We start from the raw sequence: 26,911 nt of genomic DNA, 5'->3' as shown, positions 1-26,911 counted from the left end.
AGTTTTGATAGTGATTCCTATAATTATAGTAAGATAATCATATTAAATAAAATTTGTAATAAAGATAAATGCAATTATGAAACAAAAAATAATGTTTGGGGAGAAGTTCCACTTGAAGATGTAATTGGAGAATCAGAAGCTATGAAAAGTATAAAAAATAAAATCTTTAAAATAGCTAATTCAACTTCATCGGTACTAATAACTGGAGAAAGTGGTACAGGAAAAGAAGTAATAGCAAGGGCAATACATTCTCAAAGTAATAGAAGAGACAAGCCGTTTATAGCTATAAACTGTGCAGCAATACCGGAACCGTTATTAGAAAGTGAACTTTTTGGCTATGCAAAGGGAGCTTTTAGTGGAGCAAGTAATTCAGGGCGTGTTGGAAAATTTGAATTGGCAAATGGTGGGATAATATTTCTGGATGAAATAGGGGATATGCCTTTAGCATTACAAGTTAAATTACTTAGAGTCCTACAGGAAAGAAAGTTTGCAAAAGTTGGCTCTAATAAAATGATAAATTTAGATATAAGAGTTATTGCAGCAACTAATAAAAATATTAAAGAAATGATTAAAGAAAAAACTTTTAGAGAGGATCTATATTATAGAATAAATGTAATACCTATAGAATTACCTAGTCTTTCAGAAAGAAAGGAAGATATAAAGCCTTTAGTTCTGAATTTTATAGACAAATATTGTATAAGTTATGGATTACCTAAGATAAAAATAGAAGAAAAAGTTATAGAAAAACTGAAAAATTATCCTTGGGAAGGAAATATAAGAGAGTTACAAAATGCTGTAGAATTTATGATGAATTTAGTAGGAGAGGATAATTTAATAACTGTAGATATCTTACCAGATTATATTGCTGAATATTATAGTAATAAAAAAAATGATACATTGACAAATATAATAGAAGATGACTTTATAACCTTAGAAGAATTAGAAAAAAAATATATAAATTTTGCCCTATCAAAGTATGGTAGGGATACAAAGGGAAAATCTAAGGCTGCAAAAAAATTAGGAATTGGACTTGCTACCTTATATAGAAAGAGTTAGAAAGGTAAAAATATTATGAAATATAAATGTTTAATTTTAGATCATGATGATACTGTAGTACAAAGTACTCCTAGTATTCATTATCCTTCTTTTATAGAAGCACTTAAGGTTTTGAGACCAAATTTAAGCAATTTAACTATTGAAGAGTTTATTTTAAAGTGTTTTAAACCTGGATTTTCTGAATTTTGTAAGGATATTTTAAAATTTAATGAAGAAGAACAAAAATATCAATATGAAATATGGACAAATTATACAAAAGCAAATATTCCTAAATTTTATGAAGGATTTAGTGAGTTAATAAAAGAATTTAAAGAAAAAGGTGGCATTATATGTGTTTCTTCTCATTCTGAAAGTAATCAAATTGAGAGGGATTATATATATAATTGCGGAGTAATACCTGATAAAATATTTGGCTGGGACTTGAAGGAAGAACAAAGAAAGCCTAATCCTTTCTCAATTAAAGAAACTATGAGGCTATTTAACTTAACTGAAAAGGATATTTTAATGGTAGATGATTTAAAGCCAGGATTAGATATGGCTAAAGCTTGTGATGTTGATTTTGCAAGTGCTGGTTGGTCTCATGTTATTCCAGAAGTAATTGAATTTATGAAAAGTAATTCTACCTATTATTTTAAAGAAGTAAAAGAACTAAAAAAATTAATACTAGAAGATGTTAATTAAATTTATTTAACATATTTTTATGATTTTATTTAATATTGAAGTGGATATATGTAGGTTGCAGTGAATAGCAAACTATATATATCCACTTTTTTATTAAAATGATAATTATATTTACTAAAATGATAAAAAATATAAAATTTATCAATTTAAATATATTGTTAAGAAAAAGTTAGATACAAAAAGACTAAATGAAGGTAGATATATTGTTAAAATTTTATTTTGGCATGATTAATGCTTTAAATAATAATAATTCTATTATATTGGAGGGAGAAAAATGATTCTAATAGGAAATGGGATGTTAATAACTCAAGATATTAAGAATCCTTTTATAACTAATGGAGCAGTAGTATTAAAAGATAATGTAATACTAGAGGTTGGAAATTATGAAGATTTAAAAGATAAGTATAAAGAGTGTGAGTTTATTGATGCAAAAGGCAAAGTTATTATGCCAGGATTAATTAATACTCACCATCATATTTATAGTGCCTTTGCAAGAGGTATGGACAACAAGGAAGAACCTTCTCAAAATTTTAATGAAATATTAGAAAGATTATGGTGGAAGTTAGATAAGAAACTAACTCTTGAAGATACAAGATATAGCGCATATACAACATATATTGATTGTATAAAAAATGGAGTTACTACTGTATTTGATCATCATGCAAGCCCCATGAATATAACTAATAGTTTATTTACAATAGGAGAAGTTGCTAAAGAGCTTGGAATAAGAACATCATTATGCTATGAGGTTTCGGACAGAGATGGAATAGAAATCACTAATGAAGGAATTGCTGAAAACGTAAACTTTATAAAATATGCAAATAAAGATGACAGTGATATGATTAAGGGTTTATTTGGATTACATGCCTCCTTTACATTAAGTGATGAAACTTTAGAAAAATGTGCTAAGGAAATTGAGGGATTAAATTCAGGATTCCATGTTCATGTTGCTGAAGGAATTACAGATGTACATGATTCATTAAAAAATAATGGCAAGAGAATAGTTGAAAGATTATTTGATTATGGAATCTTAGGTGAAAAGACTTTAGCAGTACATTGTGTTCATATTAATAATAGAGAAATGGATTTATTAAAAGCAACTAATACAAATGTTGTAAATAATCCTGAGTCAAATATGGGAAATGCTGTTGGATGTGCGCCAGTATTAGAAATTCTTAATAAAGGAATAAATATTGGAATGGGAACAGATGGCTATACTAGTGATATGTTTGAATCAATGAAGGTTTTCCCTATAATACAAAGACATAACAGATGTAATCCAAGTGTAGCATTTAATGAAACATTCAAATTACTATTTCAAAATAATAGAAATATTGCAAATAGATACTTTAAAAAAGAACTTGGAATTTTAAAAGAAGGTGCTTATGCAGACGTAATTATAGTAGATTATAATCCGCTAACACCTATGAATTCAAGCAACTTATTTGGTCATATGTTATTTGGATTTACTGGAAGATCAGTTATTACAACAATAATTAATGGAAAAATTGTAATGAAAGATAGAGAACTAATTAATATAGATGAAGAAAAAATATTTGCAGAATCTAGAGAAGTAGCGCAAAAATTATGGGAAAAGATGTAAAGTTATATATATATTTAGGAAGGTGGAGCAAAAATGAGTGATGTAATGAAAATAATGTCCTTTGAAAGAATTCTTAATTTAGCCCTTGAAGATTATTATACAAAGGGAAAAATATTTGGAGTAGAAGAAAAAGATTTCTATAGAGATATAGATAATAGTATAGAAATGGATTTCTGCGGAGAGTATTTAAGATTCCCAATAGGACCAGCAGCTGGTCCCCACACACAATTAACTCAAAACTTTTTAGCTGCTTATTTAACTGGATGTAGGTATTTTGAACCTAAGACTGTGCAGATAGTAGACGGTAAAGAAATGCAAGAAATGATAGCTAGACCATGTATAGATGCAAAAAATGTTGGATATAACGTTGAATGGTCAACAGAGTTAACAGTTGAAGAAGCAAAAGAAGAATATATTAAAGCTTCTATATTATTACAAGTTATGGCAATTGAATTAGGATTATCGGATTCTAAAGATTTTATACTTAATATAAGCGTAGGATATGATTTAAAGGGAATCCAATCAAAGAAAATTTCTGATTTTATAGATGATTTAAAAGAAGCTAAAGACACTAAAGTATTTAATGAATGTATTGAAGTATTAAAGAAAAATATTAATAAATTTAAGAAATTTAAATTAGAAGATATAGAAAAAATTACTTCTAAGATAACTAATATAGTTACACTTTCTACAATGCATGGTTGTAAGGCAAGTGAAATATTAGATATAGCAACTCATTTAATATCAGATAAGAAAATAAATACATTATTAAAATGCAACTCAACATTGTTAGGATATGATAATGTAAGAAAGATTTTAGATGATTTAGGTTATAGCGACATAGAATTAAAGAGAGAAGATTTTGAACATGATCTACAATTTGATATGGCAAAAGAAATAATAACAAAGCTTTTAGCTGTAGGTAAAGAAAATAATTTAACTTTTGGAGTTAAGTTAACAAATACATTACCTGTAGTAAATACAAGAAATGTTATGCCTGGTGATGCAATGTATATGTCAGGAAAACCTCTATATCCTATAGCAATTAATGTAGCAAAATTAATTGCAAATGAGTTTAAAGATATAAAGATATCAATATCAGGTGGAATAGATAAGAATAACGCATTAGATGTATTTACAACTGGTATAGCTCCTATTACTATTGCAACATTATTCTTACAACCTAAAGGATATGCAAATAATAATGCTGTATTAAATGAAATGAAAAAATTAGGACATGCACCAGAAGGTTTAAATATTAAAGCTTTAGAAGAATTAGCAGAAAAAGCTAAAAATGATGCTAATTATAAGAATAAAGGCAACGGTAGAGTACTTGAAGATAAATTAGAAACTTTTGATTGTTTAAAGAGCTGTGGAATATGTGTAGATGTATGTCCAAATAGAGCTAATATGAAGGTTGCTGTTGAAGGACTTGCAGCTAATTATCAAATTACTCATATTGAAAATATGTGTAATGAATGTGGTAACTGTCATATGTTCTGTCCTAAGGGTGGATTCCCATACTTAAAGAAAACAACTATATATCAAGACTTAGAAGAATATCAAAACTCTAATAATACTGGACTTTTAAGAGTCGGAGAAGAAAAATTCTTGTTAAGAGAAGATGGAAGAGAATATATATATGAAGTTAATTCTAAAGAAGATAAGAGTAAATTAGAAATTACAGTAGAAACTATTTTAAAAGATTATCCTCATTATATTGATAAAGTAAATGTTATAAAGGAAGAAGAGTTAAAACAATACGTTTAATAAATTTGCATAAGAAAATAATAAATTATTAGTATGATAATTTAAGGGGGAAGGGTAAATGTTTAGTTTCAAACTAAATGGAAGAGCAGTATCTCACGGAGAAGATATGGGCTTATTAGATTATTTAAGAGATGTTGAGCAACTTACATCCGTAAAAAATGGTTGTGCAGAAGGTGCTTGTGGAGCTTGTATGGTTTTAATAGATGGAGTAGCACAAAGAGCATGTCTTCAAAAATTAAGTAGATTAGAAAATAAAGAAGTAATAACTGTTGAAGGTATAAGTGAAAGAGAAAGAGATGTATTTGCTTATGCTTTTGGAAAGTGTGGAGCTGTACAATGTGGTTTTTGTATACCAGGTATGGTTATAAGCGCAAAAGGTTTATTAGATAAAAAATTAAATCCTACAGAAGAAGAAATAAAGAATGCTTTAAAGGGGAATATTTGTAGATGTACTGGCTACGTAAAAATAATGGAAGCTATAAAACTTGTAGCAGAATTATTAAGAAGTAATGAAGAAGTTCCTAAGGTTTACTGCAAAGGATTAGTTGGAGAAAATTTACCTAGAATTGATGCAGAAGTAAAGACTTTAGGAGTAGGAAAATATGCTGACGACTTATACTTTGATGGAATGTTACAAGGTTCAGCATTAAGAACAAAATACCCAAGAGCATTAATTAAAAATATAGATACATCTAAAGCTAAAGCATTAGATGGAGTTTATGCAGTATTAACTGCTAAGGATATCCCTGGAGATAGATATATAGGACACTTAGTTCAAGATTGGCCAGCATTAATTGATATAGGTGAAACTACAAGATATTTAGGAGATGCTTTGGCCTTAGTAGCTGCAAAGGATAAGAAAACTTTAAAAGAAGCATTAAGCTTAATAGAAGTTGAGTATGAAGAGTTAGAACCTTTAACTAACCCAGAAGTAGCTATGAAAGAAGGAGCTCCTAGTATTCACCCTAATGGAAATATATTAAGTAAGCAAGCATTAAAAAGAGGAAATGCAGAAGAAGCTATAAAAAACTCTAAATATGTAGTAACTGAAAGATATAGTACTCCTGCAACAGAACATGCCTTCTTAGAGCCAGAATGTGCAGTAGCTAATTATGAAGATGGAGTATTAACTGTATATACTGGCGGACAAGGTATTTATGATGAATTAAGAGAAATAGGTAAGCTTTTAGATTTAGATCCAACTAAATTAAGAATTAAAAGTATGTTAGTTGGTGGTGGATTTGGTGGTAAGGAAGATATGAGTGTACAACACCATGCTGCACTTTTAACCTATCATACTAAGAAACCAGTAAAAGTTGCTTTAAGTAGAAAAGAAAGTATAATAATTCATCCTAAGAGACACGCTATGGAAATGGAATTTACTACAGCATGCGATGAAAATGGTATTTTAACTGGAATGAAGGCGAGAATAATTTCAGACACTGGAGCTTATGCTTCTTTAGGTGGGCCAGTATTACAAAGAGCTTGTACTCATGCAGCAGGTCCTTATAACTATCAAAATGTTGATATAGAAGGAACAGCAGTTTATACAAATAATCCACCAGCAGGAGCTTTTAGAGGCTTTGGTGTAACTCAATCATCTTTTGCTAATGAGTGTAATATAAATAAGCTTGCCGAATTAGTTGGTATATCTCCTTGGGAAATAAGATATAGAAATGCAATAAGGCCTGGACAAGTTTTACCAAATGGTCAAATTGCAGATGAAGGAACTGCATTAGTAGAAACCTTAGAGGCTGTTAAGGATGTTTTTGATAATAACGAGCATGTAGGAATAGCTTGTGCATTTAAGAATTCAGGATTAGGAGTTGGTATTCCAGATACAGGAAGATGCAGGTTGGTTGTTAAAGATGGAAAAGTTACTATTAGAACTTCAGCTGCTTGTATAGGACAAGGAATGGGAACTGTAGCCACTCAAATTGTTTGTGAAACGACAGGAGTTGATCCTAAGAATGTAATCTTTGAAAATCCAGATACATTTGAAGCACCTAATTCAGGTACAACAACAGCATCAAGACAAACAGTTCTTACTGGAGAAGCTACAAGACTTGCAGCATTAAAGTTAAAGGAAGTACTTGATAATAAAGCTCTTGAAAATATAGATAATGAAGAATTTTATGCAGAGTTCTGTCCACCAACAGATCCAATGGGAAGCGACAAACCTAATCCAGTTAGTCACGTTGCTTATGGATATGCTACACAAGTAGTAGTTTTAGATGATAACGGTAAAGTGCTTAAAGTTGTTGCGGCACATGATGTAGGAAGAGCTATAAATCCAATAGCTGTTGAAGGACAAATAGAAGGTGGAGTTGTAATGGGTCTTGGTTATGCACTAACAGAAGATTATCCATTAAAAGATAGTGTTCCACTTGCTAGATTTGGAACGTTAGGATTATTTAGATCTACTGCTATACCAGAAATAGAACCAATTTTAGTAGAGAAAAATAAGGAAGATTTAGCATATGGAGCTAAGGGTGTTGGAGAAATAGTTGTAGTGCCAGCTGCACCAGCTATTCAAGGAGCATACTTTAAATTAGATGGAAACTTTAGAACAAAGTTACCTCTTGAAAATACATTTTATAAGAAAGTAAAAAAATAAATAAAAAAGTACTAGTATTTATGAACTGCTCCCTGTCAAGTAGACAGGTCAAATAATATAAAATTATGCTGCTAAGGTGTGGCTTCTATATTCAATAGGAGCCATGCCTTTTAATTTCTTTTGTAATCTTTTGGTGTTATAAAAATTTATGTATTCATCAATAGCTTGTTCAAGTTCTTCAAATGTATCAAACTTTCGCAGATAATACATTTCAACTTTTAGAGTACCCCAAAAAGCCTCCATAGGGCCGTTATCAATACACCTACCAACTCTAGACATACTTTGTATTGCATTAATTTCATTTAGTTTATACTTAAATGCTTTAGATGTATATTGAAATCCGCGATCACTATGAAATAGTGGCGTTGCGGTCGGATTAGTTTCTATAGCTTTATCTAAAGTATCAAAAACCAATTTATTATTGTTAGACCTACCAAGAACATAAGAAATAATACTATTATCACCAAGATCTAGTATTGCACTTAAATAAGCTTTACTTCCATTAGTTAGTTTAAACTCAGTAACATCTGTTAGCCATTTTTCATTTGGATTATCAGCCACAAACTTTCTATTTAAAATATTCTCAGCTGTAATTTGTGGAGTACTATTAATATATTTTTTCTTTTTTCTCCTAATAACAGCAGTAAGCTTTACAGATTTCATAAGTCTGTATATACGCTTATGATTATAGTTTGAATTTAGTCTATTATTTATATTTAGCGTTATACGGCGATAGCCATAAATCCCTTTAACTTCTGAGTATAATTTAATAATTTCATCTAGAATAACCTTATTTTCTTTATCTCTTTCAGTCTGTGAGCGATTTAACCACTTGTAGTAAGAAGCACGTCCGATCTTAGCGCATTTACATAGTTCAACAATTGAATACCCTAATTCATGTAATTCCTTAATAGCAATATACTTATCTGTAGATGAAATAGTGTATTTATCTACCTCCTTTCTATCTCTTCTAATTTTTTTAAGAAATCATTCTCCATTTTTAAACGTCTATTTTCTGCTTCTAAAAGTTTTAATTGTGCAGAAAATCTTTCAGATTCAGTTAACTTCTCAAAGGGTTTATTTTTACCGCGTCTATCGACTAGCGCGTTATAGCCATCCTTATTGTATTTTTTCACCCAAGTATAAACTTGTTGATATGAAACATTAAATTTATTAGCAGTTAAATTATAATCCTGAGCGTTAGCAATACAAAATGATACTATTTCAATTCTTTCTTCATAAGTTGTTTTTCTTCCGGTAATCATAAGTTTCTCTCCTTTAGATGAATGAGATTTAAATATCTTATGATCATTATACTTCTTAATCCATTGCTGGAGAATACCAATAGCACTTATCTTATATTTAATACAAATATCATCTAATGATCCTTTACCATCAAGATAATCGATAACGGCTTGAGTTTTAACTCGAGCAGAATAAGATGTATTATATCCTTTGTTTAGCAAACCGTCTTTCCCGAAGGTTTTATATTTGCGGACCCAAGCCGAAATAGCACTTCTGTAGATATTTAGTTCATTACTTATTTCAGATAAACTTTTTATACCCATTAAATAATCTTCAACGGCTTGGACTTTTATCTCAGTTGATACTTTTGCTTTTCTTGACATAAAAAAATCCTCCCATTATAGAACAGTTTTATTATTTTAACTGTCTACTATAATGGGAGCATATCATTTATAAATACTAGTACTTTTTTATTTATTTCATTAAATATTATTAACAGAATGTTTACATAAAAGTACAAATTTTTAGAAAAAATAAATTAAAAAATAAATTATTATTTTTTAAAAAATATTAAAGGAAAATTATTATTATGAAAAAAAATATAAAATTATTGAGAAATATTGTGAGTTTATGGTATATTTTATTTAAAATAAATAGTAAATCTGTTTATTAGATGTATAAAATTTGAATAAAAACAATGCAATATATTTGCTGATAAAAAAATTATATGTAGTGTATAATTTTTTTTTTTGTAAAAATATAAAGGAGGTTAAATTATGAATAGAAGAAAAATATCAGCTATGGTAGCAGCTGCTTTAATAACAAGCCAAGTACAGAATATAGCAATTGCAGAAACTATAAATAATAAACAAGATACAAACGTGACAAGTGAAGTTGTTTCTGAAGTTGTAAATGAAAATGAAGAGATAAAAAATATTGAAGAAACAAAACCATTTTTAGACAATAGTAATGAAGAAGTTGATATAACAGAAGAAAACAAAATAGAAGAAGAACAAAAATTAGATAATATGATAGTGGAAGATTCTGATAAAGAAGAATCAATAAAAGATGAAACTTATAATTTGACTGGAAAATTAGAAGTAGACTTAAATTTTGCAACACCTATAAAGATAGATACAAAAGAAAAAACAAATATAAAAATTAACTTGAAAAATTCAAATGGAATTAGCATAGGTGAAATTTCCTTAGGAAATGATATTACATCTGGAAAAATTGGAGATGCAAACTATTATTTAGAAGCTTTGGATTCAACGAGAAAAAGTTTAGCGAATGATGCAACAGAAATAGGTTTTTATCATTTAACAATTGATAAGATTCCTGTTGGGACTTATTCAATAGAAATTTTAGGAAGTGGATATACAAATGCAAAGATAGATAATATCGTTATTGAAAATACTTCTAAGAGAGTTTTGGTTGGAACTTCAGATAATGTAATAGTTTTAGATGATAATGGAACAGTAGAAACTGAAGATGATGTTAAGGAAGAGTATTTTGGGACATTTTTAGTTGGAGATGTAGATGGGAATAATATTATAAATGATAAAGATTATGAAGATTTAAAATCTGCAATAAAAGAAGGAACTAAAGATGTAAAATATGATTTAAATAGAGATGGAAAAGTAGACATAACAGATTTAACATACATACATCAAAATTTAAATAAAGAAATAAAAGAAGCTAAAATAATTGATACAGATATAATAATAGATCCTAACAGTGTTAAAGCTGAGGCTGTTGAAGGAACTTCAGTAAGTGAAGGTTCTGATATTACGGATTTATTAAAAGATAATGGTAATAGTGTAAGTTTAAAGAGTACAAAGGGAGAAACTTTAAGTGAAGAAAATCCTATTTCTGTTAAGTTAGACTTAAATGGAATTACTAAAGGCTTAAATGAATTAGAGCAAATAGTAATAAAAGCTCCAAGTGTTAATGCTCCAACAAAAGGTAGTGTAGTTATTGGTGGTGAAATTTTTAAGTTTGATGAAAGCAATATTGAATCATTAAATTCAGGAGCTCGTACAGCAGAAGAAAGTATAGTAATTAATTTAGGGAAGCAAGTAGCAGTAAGCGAAATAACGATAAATGTTACTGGTTCTAGAAATAATAAAAATTTAGCAGAAATAGCTAAAGTTGAATTTTTAAACAATGTTTATAAAGAAATGCCAAAACCAAAAATGAATATACCAGTTATAAATAAGTTTACAAGTACAACTCAAGTTGGACAAGAATCTATGACAATAGGATGGGATCATGAAACTAATGTAACTGGTTATGAAATAAAAGTTGAAAAATTAAGACCAAATAGTGCAGAAGTACAGAGTACAAGTTATTATAAAACAAGTGAAAATTCTTTAAGAATAGAGAAAGTAGAAGCTTATGGAATTTATAGAGTAAGTATTCAATCCTTATCTGGAGATTGGAAAAGTGGATATAAAGATGAGCAAGATGGATACAATGAGTCGATAACTGGTGAAATAAATTCAAGTAATAATAGTAATGATAAGGATGGTAAACCTGATAACGTTGATGAAAATTACAATCCAGTTGCTTGGGACTCTAAAACTGGAAAGCTTAGTGAAGGGGATTCTAACTTCGGTAAAGATTCAATAATTGAATTACAAGTAATACCAGAAACAGCACCAGAAGGTCCTGAAGGAATAACTGTAAAGGGAGGATACAAAAATCTTACAGTTTCATGGAAATCACATGCAAAAGCAAAAGATTATGAATTATATTACAGAAAAGTTGGAGAAAAGGCTTGGGTAAAAGCTAATGATAAAGGTGAGAAGTATATCGATTCTGATATAGAGGATAATATTCCAACAGGAGCTTCTAATTTAAAACCAGAAGAAACTAATAAAGAAGATTTTATAAGAGCGACATCATATACAATAACAGAATTAGAAGATACAAGTAGTTATGAAATAATGATGACGGCAACTAATCACCATGGAACAGGTGGATTATCCCAAGTTTATATAGGTTCTACAACTAAATTAGTACCTCCAGTAACAACTAACTACAAACTTATAAATACTCCTAAGGGAACAAATGAATTAACTAATCATATAGTAGATGTGGAGCTTCCTAAAGGGAATATTTGGGCTGATGCTAATGCTACTGATGAAGATGCTATTGTAGATAATGATTATACTACTTACTGGGAACATATGGATTGGGATTATGGTGATGGTGGTCCAGTTGTAACATTTGATAAAGAATATGAGATTGGAAGTCTTAAGGTTATAAGAAGATTAGATGTAAAAGAATCTACAGAAAGAACTAGAATAGATTACTATAACGAAGAAACACAAAGATGGGAAACAGTAAAATCTAATTCTTATGATAGTAACAACGGGCAAGTAGTAAATATAGTATTAGAAAAACCAATAAAGACAAAGAAAATAAAAGTAGGAATAACTGTTAATTATTGGTACGGAAGACGTGCTGTAAGTATGTCAGAAATTAAGTTCTATGAATATGATAGCTTAGAAGCAAATGTAGATGCTTTATTTGTAGATGATTTAAAATTAGAGCTAAAAGATGATGTAAATCAAGGAATGTTAGATGAACTTACCAAGAGAGCTAATACAATTGACCCAATAAATTTAGAATATCATCCAAATCAATCAGAAATTTTAAAAGATTTACAAAGAGCTCAAGATTTATTAGATGATGTAATGCTTAAGGATGAAATAATAACTTTAGATTCAAAAATACATAATCTAGCGCCGCAAAATACTATTGGTCAAACAAATAACTATCAGTCATTAGGTGTTGCAGTTAAACCAGGAGATAAAGTAAATATATATATAGGTAGCCCTGATAGAAAAGATACTAAGTTTGATTTAGTATTAACTCAATTTAATGCAGAAAGTGGTACAGCTTATAAGGTTATTAAAGAATTATCAATAGGCAAAAATGAGATAGAAATACCAGCAACTGGATTTGATATGAACTACGAAAAAGGTGGAAATCTTTATATAGGTCTTAAGAGTAAATTTGCAGAAAATAATACTTTTAGAGTTAGAGTAAGTGGTGGAACAGAAATACCTCATTTAAATGTTAATAATATAATAGATGATGTATCTAAAAAAGATGAAGTTAAAGAAAAAATAAGAACTTATATTAAAGAATTAAAAAATTATGTAAGTTCATTACCTAATAGATATCCAGATAGTGCAACTACAGAGGATAATGTAAATAATATTTATACTTATGATCCACAAACTTCTATATTAAATGCTACAGAAATAGAAGGGGAAAGAGTAATGCTTTCTCTTGCAGCAGATCAAGTTCTTGCTGGAATACAAAATGGAATAATAGGAGATGAAGAGGCTCAAGTAGATAGAGTTTATAATACATTACTTGCCTGGGAACAATTAATGAAGGTTTCTTATTCTCAACAAGGTTTACTTGAAGAGGCAATAGACTTTGATAAGGATGGAAAAATAACTGACATATCTTTAGAGGCACTAGGTGGGAAAAGTGAAAATCAATACTACAATGAAAATAGAGCTCCTAAAAACCGTATGAATATTAAATATCAAAGAATGTTTACTGGAGCATTTATGTATGCATCAGCACATCACGTTGGAATAGGTTATGGTTCTATACCAGGAATGATGACAGGAGTCCCATTTGAATTTAACGAAAATGGTCAATTAGTAAATTCAGATAAAGGTGAGTTATTTGGATGGGGAATATCGCATGAAATTGGACATGTTCACGATATAAATGGATTAACATATACCGAAACTACAAATAATATATTAGCACTCATAACTCAAACATTTAATGATGTAAATAAGTCAAGATTAGAAGGTGGATATAGTAGTATTTACGATAAGGTAACTTCTAATAGTGTAGGTATTGCAAGTGATGTATTTACTAGACTTGGAATGTTCTGGCAATTACATTTAGCTTATGATAATGATTATACTTATAATATGCTAAATTTAAATTCTGATAACAATCTAAATAATGATACCTTCTTTGCTAAATTGTATAGAAATACAAGAATAAAAGGAATAGCAGTATCAGAGCCTGGATATGATAGAACAGCTCAAACATTTATAATGAGAGCTTCGGATGCAGCAGGTAAAGATTTGAGAACATTCTTTGAAAAGTGGGGATTAGTTGCTAGTCCACAAACAAATATATATTTAAATAATATGAAATATCCAAAAGAAGATAAATCAATTTATTACTTAAATGATGAAGCAAGAAGACTTAGACTAGCAGCTGGAAGCGACACAAGTATATTAGATATGTCAAATGATACTAAGGTTAGTGCAACTTTTGGATTGAATGCTTCAGGACAACAAATTAAAGATAGAAGTTATTTAAATCAAAAAGAAGTACCTTTAATATTAAGTGTAAATAAAGATTCAGATAAAATACTAGGATATGAAATAATAAGAAAAGAATCAACTTCTACAGGAACAAAAGAGTTTGTTGTTGGTTTTGTGGAAAGAGATAAAAATGGAAATAATGGTTTAACTAGCTATGTAGATGAAATAGATGCTGTTAATAATAAAACTTTTGAATATAAAGTTAAAGCATATGATTATAACTTAAATGTTACAGAAGAAACTGTAATTGGAACTGTAAAAGTAAACCATGATGGAAGTATAGCTAAGAGTAATTGGGTATTCGATACAAATACAAGAAGCTTAGAAGATGTTTCAGATGAAAATTCAGGACATGGACAAGCTCAAAATGGAAGTATTAAGAAAATAAATGATAATGATCCAAATACAATTTATACAGCTTCAAAGACTACTAATAATAGTGGTAATATCGTTTCAGGAGATCCATACGTAACTATAGATTTAGGAGATTCTAAGTCAGTGATAGGTTTAAGATATAATCCAGGCCAAAATTCAAATAGTAAGTTCTCTTTAAAGAGATTCTTTAACAGAAATTCACAGGCTACATATTCTCCAATAAGTAAATATGAAGTTTTTGTAAGCAAGGATGGAAAGTCATGGACTAAGGCTCATTCAGGAAGCTTTAACACAAACAAAGAAAATACAATTTACTTTAACGAAAATGGAAGTAGTTTAAATACTCAATTATGGGCATATGATGCACAATACGTTAAGTTAGTGGCTAAGGGAGCAAGTTCTATTTCTATAGCAGAGCTTGATATATTAGGACCTACAGGAGACAACATAGAGATAGGTATAGATAATGGGGATAAAGTTTATAAAAATGGTGTAGGTAGATTAAAATCAGATTATGCTTATGCTGATGGTAAAGTTATACCTGCCGGATCAATAATAATTACTGGGGAATATAAAGGAGATCCTGCTTTTAATGTTCCGTTAGTATTAAATGAAAATGATGATAATTTTGCATTAAAAGCACAAGCTATATTATTAGCTGAACTACCAGAAAATGCAGAACTTGGAGAAGTTGCAGAAGGAAATTGGTTATATTGGATAACTCCTGAGCAACAAAAAGAAGAGGGAAATATAGAAGGTAAAAAAATAAAGGCAGAGCTTTACAGATATAATAAACTTGATAATACAGGAGCTCCAATAGGACAAAGATTAGTTAGTGATACTTTCTTATATGAATTACCAAGTGACTTAAGTAACTTACCTGAAATAGAATTAAATAACTCTAAAGTTAGAACTTTATCAGAATCAAATGAAAACATAATTGAGATAAAGAGTGAATTAATGAAAAATATATTTGACAATAGAAAATAATTAAAGGTGACTATCTCTTTTGAGATAGCACCTATATAAAAAGAAAGGAGAAGAAGTATGAAAAAGAAAAAAATAAAGCCATCTTTAAAGATTGCTTTAGCATCTACCATAGCAGTAACATCAGCAGCAGCTATAGTATATGCTACACCTGAAATTATAAAAACAGTTGCATCTGAAAATAATGAAAATAAATTTATATTGGATATAAAGAATATAGACCAAGATACAATAAAAGTATCATTAGATAATATAGAAGATATTCCTAAAGCTTTACAATTTAGTTTAAAGTTAGATGGAGTAGTATTAAAGGAAAATGAAGGAAATCCAGTAATAAAGGATTTAGTAAATACTAAAAAATCAGATAGTATAATTACAGATTATTCGTATAATAAAGATACAAATACAATAGATGTTTTAATAACTTCTCAAGATTCTATACCTAAAAAAGGAAATGAAATAGAAGTTTTTGAATTAGATATAGAAAAATCTGATGATAATGAAACAAGAAATTATAGTGTTACAGCTAAAGAAAACTCAGAATATAAATATATAAGTAAAACAAATAAAGAATATGTAAAAGCTGTAGAAGTTGCTAATAAAGAATTGTCTATAAATACAGCACCTACAATAACAAAGAAAAATGAAAACTATATAGAAGTAAAGGTTGCTGAAAAATTCTCATTAACAAAAGAAAACTTAAGTAACTATATAGAATTTAATGATATAGATAATGATGAAATAACAATTGAAGTAAAAAATGTAGAGGAAAAGGTTATAGAGGAGTTTACTTCAAGTACAGCAGGAATATATGATATATATGTAACTGCAATAGATAATTTTGGAGCAAAATCTGAAACTTTAAATATGCAAGTTAAGGTTAATCAAATTGAACAAGATCCTATAATAACTAGAAATGATGAAGATCTTAAAGATATTACAATCAATGCGGGTGAAGTATTTAATTTAATGGATGGAATAAAAGCTGTAGATGCTATTGGAAATCCTGTAAGTGTTACTGTTAAATCAGATAAGGAGCTTAACTTAGATCCAATAGAAAATACAGTATATAACATAACTTACACAGCTATTGATAACCTTGGAAGAAAAACAGAAAAAACTATTCAGTTAACAGTAAAAGCAAATAAGGCACCAATTATTAAAGGGGTTAAAGAAGAACATATTTTAAAAGTTGGCGATAAATTTGATCCAAGAGAAGGAATTACTGTTGAAGATGAAGATAAAGATATAAAACTAGTTGTTGAAAGTAATGTAAATACTAATATAGCTGGTGTTTATAAGGTTAATTATAGTGCAACAGATAGTGGAAATAAAACAACTAGAGCTCAAAGTATAGTTATTGTAAATCCAAAACCTGAATCAATTAATACTGCACCAGTAATTAATGCAACTGATAGAGTAATTCAGTTAGGAGAAAAGTTTGAGCCTTTAAATGGAGTAAGTGCAACTGATGCTGAAGATGGAGAAATAAATACTATAAATATTGTTATAAATGAGGTTAATGAAAACATAGCTGGAAAATATAAAGTTACATATAGCGTAACAGATAGTGTTGGAGCAAGCACAATAAAGACAATAAATGTAATAGTAAATGATCCTCCTAAAATAAATGCTGAAGATAAGATTATAAAAGTAGGTAGTGAATTTAATCCATTATCAGGAGTAAGTGCAAGTGATAAAGAAGATGGAAATATAACCAAAATAGAAGTTTTAGAAAACAATGTCGATACAAGTAAAGAAGGCGAATATAAAGTTAAATATAGTGTAGTAGATAGTTTAGGAGGAAAAACTACTAAAACAATAACTATATATGTTAAAAATGACATTATATTGGCAGATAGTATAACAATAAATAATAAAATAGATTCTTTATACATTGGAAGTAGTAAAGTTTTAACAGCTAAAGTAGATGAAAAAGCAGATATAAAAGATATTGAATGGTCAACAAGTGATGAAAGTATAGCAAGTATAGAAATTATCGGAAACAATGCAAAAGTAATTGCAAAGTCTGAAGGAAAAGTTACTATAACTGCTAAAACAAAAGATGGTGGTAATAAATCAGATAGTATAACTATAGAAATATCTAATTATGAAGATAATGTGAAAGACTTTATAGTAAATATAATTGATACTAATGTAGTTATACCAGTAGTTGGAACTGGAGAATTTGACTCACCTGTAGAAATGGAAGTTCAAAATGTATCTTTAGAAGAATTTGAAGGATTTATATTAAAATTTAAAGATTTAAATCCAATATTAGAAAGTAAATATGAAGATGGAGACTATACAGTATATAAAATTAGGGTTAGCAATAATTCTATAGCTTCTAAAGTTATGAGTTTATTTGCATCAAAAAGCTCTGAAGGATATATAGAGTTAAAAATAGCAAATAATTTAGATAATAAGTCTGAAATGATAAGTAAACTAGAAGAAATATTAACTATAGAAGAAACACCAGGAGAAGATAATAACCAAGGTGGAAATGAAGGTACAGAAATACCAGGAGAAGACAATAACCAAGCTGAAAGTGAAAATACAGAAAAGCCAAATAAAAACACTAATAGCAAGTTACCTGCTACAGGACAAGAAAGTATTTTGGGGGTATTAGGCTTATTAGCAGTTGCTATAGGTGGAGTAATATATAAAAGGAAAAAGTAATGAAAAATAAGCTATATCAATTATACTTGATATAGCTTATTTAATATTATAAAAATTTAAGTAGGTATAAAGCTTACAAATTTGAAATGTTATTGTAATAGAAATAGATTCATTATATTTATAAAGCTTAGTATAATAATCTCATAAAGTTAATATAACAGGAGATGATTATATTGAATAAAATAAAAGAAGTAATAGTGATTATAGCATTAGTAGTTTTTGCTGGATACGATGAGAAAAAATTTGACTTATAATATAATAATAAAGTAAAATTGCTTTGTATTTATAGATTTATTAAGCTATACTTAAAAGGATTAGAATTATTTTTTGGTAAGAAAATGTTTAGGGAGAATCTATATGTTGATGAAGGTAGAGGATAAGACAAAGGCAAGGCTAAAAATCATACTAATAATTAGTATTTTTATAGTTATACTTTTGCAATTTAAAAAAATTTTTTCCGATTTTGATATACATACATTTTATACATATAAGGACAAGCTTTCTTTTATAAGTTTAAGTTTTATTGCAGTTTTAGGATTAATATCTTATTTACCATTATCCTTATATGATTTTGTAATAAAAGATACTTGCAAGATTTCTTTAAATAATAAAGATTTATATAAATCTTCTTGGATAGCAAGCTCTATTTCAAGTATTGTTGGTTTTGGAGGAACAGCAGCCATAGCTCTCAAGAGTTATTTTTACTCTCCATACATTAAGGATAAAACAGCTTTAGTAAAAGAAGTATCTAAGGTAGTATTATTGAATTTTACTGGTTTTTCTGTAATTTGTTTTATTTATTCTATATCCAATATAAGAAGGTTACATCATATAGATGTAGTGAGGCTTGGAATATTATTAGCATCATTATATGCACCATTTTTAATTATACATAATTTGAATAGGTGTAGGAGTAAAGAAAAAAGAAATTGTGCTATTAATACTCTTAAAATAATGATACTTTCAACTATAGAGTGGATAGCAATGGCTTTGTTATTGTTTTGTATTCTAAAGTTATTAGGAGCGTCTTTACCAATATCAAAAATATTTCCTATATATGTAATAGCATCTGCTATAGGCATTATTAGTATGATGCCAGGAGGTATTGGTGGTTTTGATATTTCTTTTATTTTAGGGGTAAGTTCTTTAGGTATAAATAAAGAAGAAGCTTTATTAGCCTTAGTGTTATATCGTATAAGCTACTATATAATTCCTCTTACAGTTGGGATATTTTTATTTCTATATGAGACAAAAAAGAAAATAAATAAAAACTATTTTCAGATAATAAAGTTAGGATTAAAAAGAATAAAATATAAACTTAAAGATGATAAACCTAATAAAAGATATGAAAGTAAAGAAATTTAAAGCTAAAATCCCTTATAAAAAGGGATTTTTTTATTTCATAGTAACCTTACAAAAATGAAAGATTAATGAAAGTAATATAAATATGTAAAAAAATAATCTTAGTATAAACTATAATTGTAAGAAAAATATTTAATAATTAATTGGAGGATATTATGAAAAATGTTTTAAACGTAGAAAAAATAGAAAAATATTATGGAAATAAAGAAAATATAACTAAGGCAATAGATAATATAAGTTTTAAAGTTGAAAAAGGTGAGTTTGTTGGAATAATGGGACCATCTGGTAGTGGTAAAACAACACTTCTTAATTGTATTTCTACTATAGATACGGTAACAACAGGAAATATAATAATAAATGGAAAAGATATTACAAAGTTAAAGTCAAAACAATTAGAAAAATTTAGAAGAGATGAACTTGGATTTATATTTCAAGATTTCAATCTTTTAGATACTTTAACTGCATATGAAAATATAGCATTAGCTTTAACAATTCAAGGAAGTAATCATAGTAAGATTGATGCTTTAATAAAGGATGTTGCTAGAAGTCTTGGAATTATAGAAGTATTAAATAAATATCCATATCAAATGTCTGGAGGACAAAAACAAAGAGTAGCATCAGCAAGAGCAATTGTTACAAATCCATCCCTTATACTAGCAGATGAGCCAACAGGTGCATTAGATTCCAAATCATCAAGGTTACTATTAGATTCATTTGAGGCCTTAAATAAAGATTTAGAAGCAACAATCTTAATGGTTACTCATGATGCTTTTACTGCAAGCTATGCCCATAGAATTTTGTTTATAAAAGATGGGAAAATATTTAATGAACTTATAAGGGGTAGAGATTCTAGAAAAGAATTCTTTAATAGAATTATAGAAGTAGTTACTCTTTTAGGAGGTGATGCAGGAGATGTATTCTAAATTAGCAATAAACAATGTAAAAAAAAGCATAAAAGATTATTCAATTTACTTTTTAACTTTAACCTTTGCAGTTTGTATTTTTTATAGTTTTAATTCTATAGAATCTCAAAAGGTTCTATTTGAGATAAATAGCTCTGAATCAGATATTATAAGTGATTTAAGTAAAATTATAGGGATGGTATCCATATTTGTTTCATTTATTTTAGGAAGTTTAATAATTTATGCAAATAATTTTCTAATTAAAAAAAGAAAAAAAGAACTTGGAATTTATATGACTTTAGGTATGGGGAAAAATAAAATTTCTAGAATATTGTTAAGTGAAACTTTGATAATTGGAATTGTTTCATTAATAGCAGGAATAATATTAGGGATTATTTTTTCTCAAGGACTATCAGTATTTACAGCTAAGCTTTTCGATATAGAGATGTCCGAGTATAAATTTGTTATTTCATATGAAGCTATTGTGAAAAGTAGTATTTATTTTGGAATAATGTTTTTATTAGTTATGATTTTCAATACTTTAGTAGTTTCAAAGTATAAGTTAATAGATATGTTAACAGCAGCTAGAAAAAGTGAAAGTATGAAGATTAAAAACTCTATAGTTAACATTATAATTTTTATACTATCTGTTATTCTTATATCTGTGGCATATTATTTAGTAATAAAAGCTGGATTGAGCCCAGAAGATACTAAATTTAAATCATCTCTTATTTTTGGGGTAATAGGAAGTTTGTTATTTTTTATTAGTTTAGGTGGAATTATAATAAATATAATAAAAAAGAATAAAAAAATATATTTTAAGGAGTTAAATATATTTGTTCTAAGACAAATAAGTAGTAAAATAAATACTAATTTTATATCTATGACAGTAATTTCCTTAATGTTATTTTTAACTATAACTACTCTTTCAACAGGCTTAAGCTTTAAAAATGCCCTTGAAAGTAGTTTAAAGGATACAACTCCATTTTCTGTATCAGCTATCATGTATATAGATGAAAGAAATAATACAAAAAACATAGAAGAAAACTTAGAAAAATTAGATTTTCATTTTAGTGAAGATGAAAAATATATGGTTTATACAGAATATACTACAAATGAAAAATTAGAAGATGTGTTTAAAGATTATATAAAAAAATCAGAGGATTTAAAAGGATTCGGAGATAATTATTTAGATGTTATAAAAGTAGATGATTATAATAAAATCTTAAAACTAAAAGGCGAAAAAGAAGTAAGTTTAAAAGATGATGAAGTTTTAATAGCTTCTACTTATGAAAATAAAATTAAAATAATAGGAAATTTTATTAAAGAATCAGATAGCATTAAGCTTAGTGATAAAAATTATAAAATATCAAACAAGGAATTGATAACTGAAAGTTTTTACACTGATATATTATCGGGAAATGTATTTACAGTAATAGTTCCAGATAGTTTTAAAGGAAATTTAAATCCATATAGATCTATATTAAATGTTAATTACCCTGATAAAAAATATGAAGAGAAATATTCTAAATTATTTTTAAGTTTTAGGGAAGGGAATTATACAAGAAATGAGGATACTGATTTTGTTATAGGATATACAAGAGATCAAATTTATGCTTCAAATAAGAGTATGACAACAGTTATATTATTTATTGCAATATATTTAGGAATAGTATTTTTAATCTCAAGTGCTGCAATATTATCTCTACAACAATTATCAGAAGCGGCAGACAGTAAAGAAAGATACAATTCACTTAAAAAAATTGGTGCATCTAAAAAAATGATAAATAAAACTATTTTTAATCAGACATTAATTTATTTTATGATTCCACTTATTTTAGCTATAATACACTCTACAATAGGTATTTTAGTTGTAAATGACTTTATAACACTATTCAATAAACCAAGTATAGGGCTATCATCCTTTGTAACTTTATTTACATTAGTTGCCATATATTCTGGATATTTTTATGCAACTTATACAGGATATAAAAATATAGTAAAATAAAATTAGCTGCCTTTTAGGCAGCTAATTTAGTATATTCAAGCTTTATTATGATAAATACTGTTATTTGTAATATAATATTTATAGAATACTAAAGTAGAGGTGAAATTATGTATAAGATTATTATTGTAGAAGATTCTGAATCTATAAGAATAGAGTTAAAGACTTATTTAGAGAAATATGGTTATGAAGTTATTGCTCCTGATACTTTTGAAAATATAATTGAATATATAGATAATAGTAATGCTAATTTAATATTATTAGATATAAACCTTCCTCTTTACGATGGATATTATATTTGTAGAGAAGTAAGGAAAAAATCAGATATACCAATAATAGTAGTAACAAGTAGGGATAGCCAGGTTGATGAACTTATGAGCATGAACTTGGGGGCAGATGATTTTATAACTAAGCCATATAATACAGAGATATTGCTTGCTAGGGTAGCTGGGGTATTAAAAAGAACTTATGGAAAAAGCATTAATGAAGATGTTATAAGCTATGGTGATTTAAATTTAAATCTTGCAAATGGTAGTATTTCTTATAATTCAAATACAATAGAACTTACTAAAAATGAACTTAAAATACTTGCATATTTAATTAAAAATAAAGGTAAGATTGTATCGAGAGATGCATTAATGGATGCGCTTTGGCAATCAGATTTATTTTTGGATGATAATACCTTATCAGTTAATGTTACAAGGCTTAGGAAAAAGATAGAAGAAATTGGTCTTAGTAATATTATTGAAACTAGAAGAGGATTAGGTTACATAATGCCATGAGTATAATTGAATATATAAAAGATAAAAAAACAATAATTATAATAAATATTTTTTTGTTTATACTAGTTGCAATAACATTATTTGTAGCAAATATTAATAAGTGGCTAATAATATTAATTTTTATAACATGGATAGGATCTCTTCTTGCAAATATATTTTTTGATTACTTTAGAAAAAATTCTTTTTATAAAAATATGATATTAATGTTAGATAAGCTAGATAAAAAGTATTTATTACCTGAAGTAATTGAAGAGCCAGAGTTTTTAGAGGGGAAAATAGTCTTTGATGTATTGAAAGATACAAATAAAAATATGAATGAAAATGTAAAGTATTATAGAGAAAAGCAGGAAGAATATAGAGAATACATTGAAACTTGGGTACACGAAATAAAAACTCCCATAGCTTCAAGTAAGTTGATATTAGAAAATAGTGAAGGAGAAATAGTTTCTAAGATATCTTATGAGTTGAAAAAAATAGAAGGTTTCATAGAGCAAGTATTATACTATTCAAAAAGTGAAGATGTAAGTAAGGATTATATAATAAAAGAATTCAATTTAGCCGATGCAATTAAACTTGCAATTAGAAATAATTCTAGAGATTTTATAAATAAAAAAATAACTTTAGACTTTAAAGAAGAAAATGTGATGATTTTTAGTGATATTAAGTGGGTTACTTTTATTGTTAATCAAGTTATAGGAAATTCTATAAAGTATTCTCCAAAAGGTATTGGTAAAATAAAAATATATATAAATAGAAATGATAACAGTAATTCTTTAATAATAGAGGATAATGGAGTAGGAATTAATGAAAGAGATATAGACAGAGTTTTTGATAAGGGGTTTACAGGTGAAAATGGTAGAATATATGGTAAATCCACAGGAATGGGATTATACTTATGTAAAAGCTTATGTGAAAAATTAGGGCTTGGAATAAATATAAAATCAAAGGTAAAGTTAGGAACGAGAGTAGAAATAATATTCCCAGTAGGGAAATTAACTTTATTTAATTAATAATTAAATAAAGTTAAGTGGTCTTTCTATATTGAAAGACCACAACCTTAAAATTAGATTTATTTATTTTTCTTTATTAATGATATGCCTCCAATTGTAAGCATAGAAGCAAAGCTTAAAAGAAGTGAGGAATTTCTACCACCAGTAATAGGTAATTTATTGTTTTCATTATTTTCTTTAACATTATTTTTCTCTTCATTATTATGATTTTCTTTTAATTCTTTTAACCTTAACTCTGCTTTAATTAACTTATCTAAATTTGTAATAGCAGAATCATTATTAGCAATTTCAACTAATTTTCTAGCATCTAATATATTAGCTTCATCATTTAAAGTGATTTTATTGATATCTGGAATTTTATTTATAGCTTCTATAGCAGCAGTTTCTTTTTTCTTTTGCTCTTCTTGTTTATTTCTTTCTTCCTTTAGAGTAGAAATTTTATTTTCAAGAGATATAAGTTTATCTAAATTAGTTATTAAGTTATTATTATTAAATTCATCAACTAATTTTCTTGCTTCAGCTACTAGTTTTTCATCCTCTAAAGTTAAATTATCTAAGCTTGGTAAGTTTTCAATTGTTTCAATAATCTTAATTGCTTTATCTTCAGTATCTAAAATTTCTTTGTTAAATAACCTAGCTGTATTTTCCACTGAAGCATTATCAATTACTGTAACTGCATAAGTATAAGTTTTATTAGTATCTATATTTTCGTCAATATACTCTGTGCCTAATTCTACTCCAAAACGAGCTATTAAATTTCTAGGATTTGTAATGTCTACTTCTTGTAAAATTCCTTCTTGTCTATATACGCAGTAAAACTTACTGTCTGAATTTAAATCATTCCAACTTAACTTAATATTATCTGCATTAATTTCATATTTAGGGTTTGAAACAGGAATAGTTTCAAGCTTATCTAGCCATGGTTTACCAGGAGTGTTAGCAGGTAAATTCAAATAGTCATTTTTTAATATGGTATTTGAATGATTTAATATATCATACTTATCTCCAGGAGCTTGTACATTCTTATCTAACAATTTATCAAATGAGAAAAATGCACTACCTTTAACGTTTACAAATTTTTGATTATATTTAAGTTGATTTGCAATTTCGTAAGGATTTTTAAAATTATTATCCCATGAAGCATCAGTGTACTTATAATTTGGATGACCTATATATAAATGTGAAGTACTAACCCCTTCAAATTGATTATCCCACCATTTTACTAACTCTCCGTAAGGGGCAGCAGCTGTATTAAATGCCCAATAAACTTGAGGTGTTAAATAATCAACTAAACCTTCCTTAACCCACTTTCTAGTGTTAGCAAATTGATCTCTAAGACTAGATGTTGATCCTGTTGGAGTTACTGAACCTTCAGCATATTCTGCTGAGTGCCCCCAAATACCAAAAGGCGATATTCCAAATTGTACTGATTTATTATATTTATTATTAATGTTAGTAACAGACTTACTTACTTCACTTACTAGCTTAGTTACGTTGTCTTCTCTCCATTTAGCTGCATTTGAATAATTATATTCTCCATATCCATCAGCATATTTTTCAAAAGTTTCTTTATCTAAATTTTGTTTATAGAAAAATATATCTTCTCCATTAGAATTATATTTATATGGATAAAAATAATCGTCAAAGTGAATAGCATCGACATTATACTTTGTTGCAACTTCTGTTACTCTAGCTACTGCATATTCAATTACCTTTGGTTCACCTGGATCTAAAAATAATTTGTTTTGAAATTCGTAAACTAAATCAGGATTATTTCGTGCAAAGTTATTATCAGCTAGTTCATTTAGTTTCACATCAACAGGTCTTGTGTCTACAGCATTAGTAACTCTATAAGGATTAAACCAAGCATGAAATTCCATTCCTCTTTTATGAGTTTCAGATATTAACCATTCTAGTGGATCAAAACCATTAAATCCTGGGTCTTTACCTTGATATGTGTAACTATTTCCTCCATTATGAAGATATTGCGACCAAGGTGCAATTTCAGATGGATACCAAGCATCTAACATAGGGCTAACTTGGAATGTTACAGCATTAAGATTAAGTTCTTCAAACTTATCTAATATTGATGTTAGTTGTTGTTTAAATGATTCTTCTGGTGACAAATTAGGATTACTAGTGACATCTTTAATATCTATATTTGCTACTGTTGATAGCCAAGCTGTTCTAAAGTCTTCTTTCTTGTTAATATACTCATTTGGAATTGTAACTTGTTCAGTTTTATTCCCATTTAAATATACAGGAGTACTTTCATCATATATAGACTCCATAGTATTAAAGTTGTAAGATTTAAAGTTAAAAAGTGGTGATTCATTTACCTCAGCAAAAGTCTTTTGTAAAGTAATAGTTTGACTTGTAATACTAGCAAGTAAAAATAGAGTTAATGCTTTTTTCTTCATTAACAAATCCCTCCTAAATAATAATAAAAATATTAAACTCAT

General features: G+C 27.8%; 14 protein-coding genes and 1 pseudogene. 12 read left to right on the top strand and 3 right to left on the bottom strand.

From position 1 onward, the window contains the following. Window positions 1-105: 105 nt before the first annotated feature. From BN6774_RS11320 to xdh, 5 genes and pseudogenes are all read left to right on the top strand, one after another. Window positions 106-1,056 (top strand): annotated as a pseudogene (locus BN6774_RS11320) (sigma-54 interaction domain-containing protein); the annotation flags it as partial. A gap of 15 nt (window positions 1,057-1,071) precedes the next feature. Further along, window positions 1,072-1,737: an HAD family hydrolase gene (locus BN6774_RS11315; protein ID WP_066893691.1), complete on the top strand. Its 666-nt coding sequence runs from the start codon at window positions 1,072-1,074 to the stop codon at window positions 1,735-1,737. A 274-nt stretch (window positions 1,738-2,011) separates the two neighbouring features. Next, window positions 2,012-3,340 (top strand): putative aminohydrolase SsnA, encoded by a 1,329-nt coding sequence (ssnA, locus tag BN6774_RS11310; protein WP_066893689.1) that lies wholly within the window; start codon window positions 2,012-2,014, stop codon window positions 3,338-3,340. Between the two features lie 33 nt (window positions 3,341-3,373). Continuing rightward, a complete protein-coding gene (locus BN6774_RS11305; RefSeq protein ID WP_066893687.1) occupies window positions 3,374-5,110 on the top strand; it encodes a 4Fe-4S dicluster domain-containing protein in 1,737 nt (578 codons plus the stop codon). A gap of 58 nt (window positions 5,111-5,168) precedes the next feature. Then, window positions 5,169-7,727: a selenium-dependent xanthine dehydrogenase gene (gene xdh / locus BN6774_RS11300; RefSeq protein ID WP_066893685.1), complete on the top strand. Its 2,559-nt coding sequence runs from the start codon at window positions 5,169-5,171 to the stop codon at window positions 7,725-7,727. Between the two features lie 63 nt (window positions 7,728-7,790). Here the strand turns inward: xdh and BN6774_RS18740 are convergent, their stop codons facing one another. Next, a complete protein-coding gene (locus BN6774_RS18740; protein ID WP_235829653.1) occupies window positions 7,791-8,639 on the bottom strand; it encodes an IS3 family transposase in 849 nt (282 codons plus the stop codon). A 38-nt stretch (window positions 8,640-8,677) separates the two neighbouring features. Beyond that, on the bottom strand, window positions 8,678-9,355 hold the full coding sequence (locus BN6774_RS18735) for a helix-turn-helix domain-containing protein (protein WP_066893682.1): 678 nt from the start codon (window positions 9,353-9,355) through the stop codon (window positions 8,678-8,680). A gap of 393 nt (window positions 9,356-9,748) precedes the next feature. Here BN6774_RS18735 and BN6774_RS11285 point away from each other — a divergent pair, with 393 nt between their 5' ends. The 7 genes from BN6774_RS11285 to BN6774_RS11255 all read left to right on the top strand — a co-directional run bounded on the left by BN6774_RS11285 (window position 9,749) and on the right by BN6774_RS11255 (window position 24,449). Next, entirely contained in the window at window positions 9,749-15,712 is a 5,964-nt protein-coding gene (locus BN6774_RS11285; RefSeq protein ID WP_066893679.1) for a M60 family metallopeptidase, read from the top strand. A 57-nt stretch (window positions 15,713-15,769) separates the two neighbouring features. Continuing rightward, the gene (locus tag BN6774_RS11280) at window positions 15,770-18,388 is read left to right on the top strand and encodes an immunoglobulin-like domain-containing protein (protein ID WP_066893677.1); all 2,619 of its coding nucleotides are present in this window, start codon (window positions 15,770-15,772) and stop codon (window positions 18,386-18,388) included. Between the two features lie 357 nt (window positions 18,389-18,745). Next, the gene (locus BN6774_RS11275) at window positions 18,746-19,753 is read left to right on the top strand and encodes a lysylphosphatidylglycerol synthase domain-containing protein (protein ID WP_066893675.1); all 1,008 of its coding nucleotides are present in this window, start codon (window positions 18,746-18,748) and stop codon (window positions 19,751-19,753) included. Between the two features lie 152 nt (window positions 19,754-19,905). Next, window positions 19,906-20,673 (top strand): ABC transporter ATP-binding protein, encoded by a 768-nt coding sequence (locus BN6774_RS11270; RefSeq protein ID WP_066893673.1) that lies wholly within the window; start codon window positions 19,906-19,908, stop codon window positions 20,671-20,673. Then, on the top strand, window positions 20,663-22,660 hold the full coding sequence (locus BN6774_RS11265; protein WP_066893671.1) for an FtsX-like permease family protein: 1,998 nt from the start codon (window positions 20,663-20,665) through the stop codon (window positions 22,658-22,660). Before BN6774_RS11270 ends, BN6774_RS11265 begins: the two co-directional genes overlap by 11 nt. 107 nt (window positions 22,661-22,767) lie before the next feature. Further along, window positions 22,768-23,439, top strand: coding sequence for a response regulator transcription factor (locus tag BN6774_RS11260; protein ID WP_066893669.1), 672 nt, complete (start codon window positions 22,768-22,770; stop codon window positions 23,437-23,439). Beyond that, a complete protein-coding gene (locus BN6774_RS11255) occupies window positions 23,436-24,449 on the top strand; it encodes a sensor histidine kinase (protein ID WP_066893667.1) in 1,014 nt (337 codons plus the stop codon). The genes BN6774_RS11260 and BN6774_RS11255 overlap by 4 nt, the downstream gene beginning before the upstream one ends. Before the next feature lie 59 nt (window positions 24,450-24,508). Here the strand turns inward: BN6774_RS11255 and BN6774_RS11250 are convergent, their stop codons facing one another. Then, complete coding sequence (locus tag BN6774_RS11250; protein WP_066893665.1) at window positions 24,509-26,869, bottom strand: glycoside hydrolase family 10-like protein; 2,361 nt, start codon at window positions 26,867-26,869, stop codon at window positions 24,509-24,511. Window positions 26,870-26,911: the final 42 nt, after the last annotated feature.

This window comes from Clostridium nigeriense, assembly GCF_900086595.1.
Classification (GTDB): domain Bacteria; phylum Bacillota; class Clostridia; order Clostridiales; family Clostridiaceae; genus Clostridium; species Clostridium nigeriense.
This window is presented reverse-complemented; position numbering and strand designations above follow the sequence as displayed.

What these genes read in the sequence shown, in the direction of transcription:
- BN6774_RS11305 (WP_066893687.1), top strand. Translation starts at nt 3,374, where the DNA reads ATGAGTGATGTAATGAAAATAATGTCCTTTGAAAGAATTCTTAATTTA.
- BN6774_RS18735 (WP_066893682.1), bottom strand. Translation starts at nt 9,355, where the DNA reads ATGTCAAGAAAAGCAAAAGTATCAACTGAGATAAAAGTCCAAGCCGTT.
- BN6774_RS11285 (WP_066893679.1), top strand. Translation starts at nt 9,749, where the DNA reads ATGAATAGAAGAAAAATATCAGCTATGGTAGCAGCTGCTTTAATAACA.
- BN6774_RS11280 (WP_066893677.1), top strand. Translation starts at nt 15,770, where the DNA reads ATGAAAAAGAAAAAAATAAAGCCATCTTTAAAGATTGCTTTAGCATCT.
- BN6774_RS11255 (WP_066893667.1), top strand. Translation starts at nt 23,436, where the DNA reads ATGAGTATAATTGAATATATAAAAGATAAAAAAACAATAATTATAATA.
- BN6774_RS11315 (WP_066893691.1), top strand. Translation starts at nt 1,072, where the DNA reads ATGAAATATAAATGTTTAATTTTAGATCATGATGATACTGTAGTACAA.
- ssnA (WP_066893689.1), top strand. Translation starts at nt 2,012, where the DNA reads ATGATTCTAATAGGAAATGGGATGTTAATAACTCAAGATATTAAGAAT.
- BN6774_RS11270 (WP_066893673.1), top strand. Translation starts at nt 19,906, where the DNA reads ATGAAAAATGTTTTAAACGTAGAAAAAATAGAAAAATATTATGGAAAT.
- BN6774_RS11265 (WP_066893671.1), top strand. Translation starts at nt 20,663, where the DNA reads ATGTATTCTAAATTAGCAATAAACAATGTAAAAAAAAGCATAAAAGAT.
- BN6774_RS11260 (WP_066893669.1), top strand. Translation starts at nt 22,768, where the DNA reads ATGTATAAGATTATTATTGTAGAAGATTCTGAATCTATAAGAATAGAG.
- BN6774_RS11275 (WP_066893675.1), top strand. Translation starts at nt 18,746, where the DNA reads ATGTTGATGAAGGTAGAGGATAAGACAAAGGCAAGGCTAAAAATCATA.
- xdh (WP_066893685.1), top strand. Translation starts at nt 5,169, where the DNA reads ATGTTTAGTTTCAAACTAAATGGAAGAGCAGTATCTCACGGAGAAGAT.
- BN6774_RS11250 (WP_066893665.1), bottom strand. Translation starts at nt 26,869, where the DNA reads ATGAAGAAAAAAGCATTAACTCTATTTTTACTTGCTAGTATTACAAGT.